Annotated in this window: 3 protein-coding genes; 2 read left to right on the top strand and 1 reads right to left on the bottom strand. The window is 48.8% G+C overall.

Annotated elements, in window-relative coordinates; genetic code table 11:
• Positions 1-29: 29 nt before the first annotated feature.
• A complete protein-coding gene (locus BOW52_RS16560; RefSeq protein WP_078485192.1) occupies positions 30-659 on the bottom strand; it encodes a peptidogalycan biosysnthesis protein in 630 nt (209 codons plus the stop codon).
• 198 nt (positions 660-857) lie between these two features.
• Here BOW52_RS16560 and BOW52_RS16555 point away from each other — a divergent pair, with 198 nt between their 5' ends.
• A complete protein-coding gene (locus tag BOW52_RS16555; protein WP_172840407.1) occupies positions 858-1,571 on the top strand; it encodes a substrate-binding periplasmic protein in 714 nt (237 codons plus the stop codon).
• Between the two features lie 132 nt (positions 1,572-1,703).
• Complete coding sequence (locus tag BOW52_RS16550; protein WP_172840406.1) at positions 1,704-2,504, top strand: HAMP domain-containing protein; 801 nt, start codon at positions 1,704-1,706, stop codon at positions 2,502-2,504.
• Positions 2,505-2,583: the final 79 nt, after the last annotated feature.

The raw sequence follows: 2,583 nt of genomic DNA, 5'->3' as shown, positions 1-2,583 counted from the left end.
TCGGGGCGCCGTAGGCATAAACGGTCGCGTTAAGTATTTGCCGCTTGCTTGGGCTTGGATGCCCAAAACAAGCTTCCGCAAAAATAGCGACTCCCCGAGAAGCGCTGCAGAAAATCATCAAAATCACTGAAGTTGTGATTGTTCCAGTGGAACTGACAACCGATGCGTTTGAGTAGGCCTTTCTCTTCCAGCTGCGATGTTTCATCCTCTGTTGGGAAGAGCAGGTGTAGGGATGAGGTCTCTAAGGACGTCGCCAGTTCAACGGTGTGATCAATGAGGTGATTACGCAGCTCGTTACGATTCGTCGCATCTCCAGTCAGTAGTCGAGCGCCCGTTGCGGGTGTATAGGGGATCGATGAGACCAGCTTGGGGTAGTAGTCGTGACCGGCACGTTTCCATGCATCCGCCCAGCTCCAGTCAAAGACAAACTCGCCATAGGAGTTGTCCTTCAGGTAGAGCGGTGTGGCCGCGACCAGTCTCTGCTGGTCGTTGTAGAGGGCAATATGATGAGGTAGCCAGCCAAAGCGATCGCCAACGCAGTTGTTATGCTCAAGTGCCGAAAGAAAGGCATGTTGCAAGAAGGGGTCGCTAGAGCCGGTCAGTGCGTTCCAGGCCTGGGCGTCGATCTCATCAATAGAGCTATGGATAACGCGCTGCATCTGATCATCTACTCGCTATGTGGTTATCTATTGCGTGCTGCAAGTGAGATCGGAAAATACATTAATGCGACGTTGAAGCCAAACCATAACAGGGTGTTTTATAGGGTAATTATCGCTTCTCTTCGTAGTAATCTACGATTGATTCATGGGCAGGTGATACTGCGATAGTAATCATTAATTACAGGGGAACGGATGACCATGCATAAGTTGCGTAGTTTCTATCTTTCAGTGTTGTTGCTGATAACGCCCTTTGGTTATGCGCAACAGACTCTCGTCTTCTCTGGAATTGAGGGTTCGGTGAATACCGACATCAGTCTGCAGGTTTTAGAAGAGGCATACCAAAAACTAGGGATAACGGTCGAATACCGCCCACTTCCTGGTGAGCGTGCACTGCGAACAGCCGACACTGGCCGAGTGGATGGTGAGGTTTTCCGCATTGCCAATGTTGAGAAGCGTTATACCAATCTGATTCCGGTGCCGACAGCGATTAATGTGTTGCAGGGAATCGCCTTTAGCAAGGTGGAGCAGATACCGATCTCAGGCTGGGAGAGTCTGAAGCGTTACCATCTGGGCATTCAAATCGGTATCAAATTTGCTGAACGTGGCACGGAGGGAATGCAGCGAACACTGGTGGAGACCAATGAGCAGCTGTTTAAAATGCTGGACGCCGAGCGTGTTGAAGTTGTTATTGCAGCACATGCCAATGGACTCAAAACCCTCTCAGATATAGAGATAGATTCGGTGCATGCGCTGAAGCCAGCGATACAGGAGTATCAGCTCTATCACTATCTTCACAAAAGACACGCAAGCCTGGTGCCGAAACTTGATCAAGTTCTTCAGCAGATGCAGCAATCGGGGCGGATCTCAGCGATTCGAAAACAGGCCCTGCTCAAACTTGAAAATGGGCATTAGGCGAGCGGTTAGATTCGACGCTGCACAATGAACCTCTCTCTATTCTCTTTTAAACGCTCAATAGCGAGCCAACTCTTTAGAGTCATCTTTGGGCTCTATGTTTTATTTACGCTGGTTGTGGCGTCGATTCAGATGGTGATCGAATACCAACGCGTTCACGCCCAGCTGAGTGAAGAGCTCGCATTAATTCCCGATACCTATAGTGCAAGTTTGGGCAATGCCCTCTGGACCTTCAACGAAAAGAGTATTCGTTCGATTATGGCCGGTATCTACCAGTTACCTGTAGTGACTGGGGTTAAGATCGATGATCGAGATACGATAAGAGGGATTGGGGGTATAGAGGCAGATGGTGCAGCCCATATTGAATATAGTGGTAAAGGTATAAGCGAGATTGTTCGCTCGGGTACTTTTAGTCAGCCGATCAGCTGTGAGTTTGAGATCAAACATACCGATCGAAATGGTGTTGTTATATCGCTGGGAAAAGGGACGATCTACTCCAGTTCTGCTCTGATATTTGAGCGGGTAAAGGAGGGCTTTGTTCTCATTCTGATCAACTCGTTTGTGAAAATGGCCGTGTTGCTGATTATCTTTATATTTTTTGTACGGCGTATCTTATCCAGACCGCTCAAGGAGTTGGCGAGACAGACAGAGATGATAACGCTCGATAATCTTGAGCCTATCGCTATTGATCCCCTGCATCGCAATGAGAATGAACTGACCGTTCTGCAGGGCTCCTTTAATCAGATGTTATTAAAACTGCAGCAGGCGAGAGATGATCTCGATTTTCTGAATGAAAATCTTGAGATTGAGGTGGCTCAACGCACCAGGGAACTGGAGTTGGAAAACAAGCAAAGAATTGCGGCGCAACGGGCAGCGGAGAAGGCGAACGATATCAAATCAGACTTTATCTCCAACGCTGACCGCCATGGATAGCGAAGCGAAGGCGGTTAGTCCGCGATAGTCGACGCCGTCTGCCTATTCGTAGTTGAGAGCGAGAGCGAACGACGAAGAA

The sequence above is a fragment of the Solemya pervernicosa gill symbiont genome, assembly GCF_002020875.1.
GTDB lineage: Bacteria > Pseudomonadota > Gammaproteobacteria.
The sequence above is the reverse complement of the archived record's forward strand: the minus strand, read 5'-3'. Positions and strand labels throughout refer to the sequence as shown.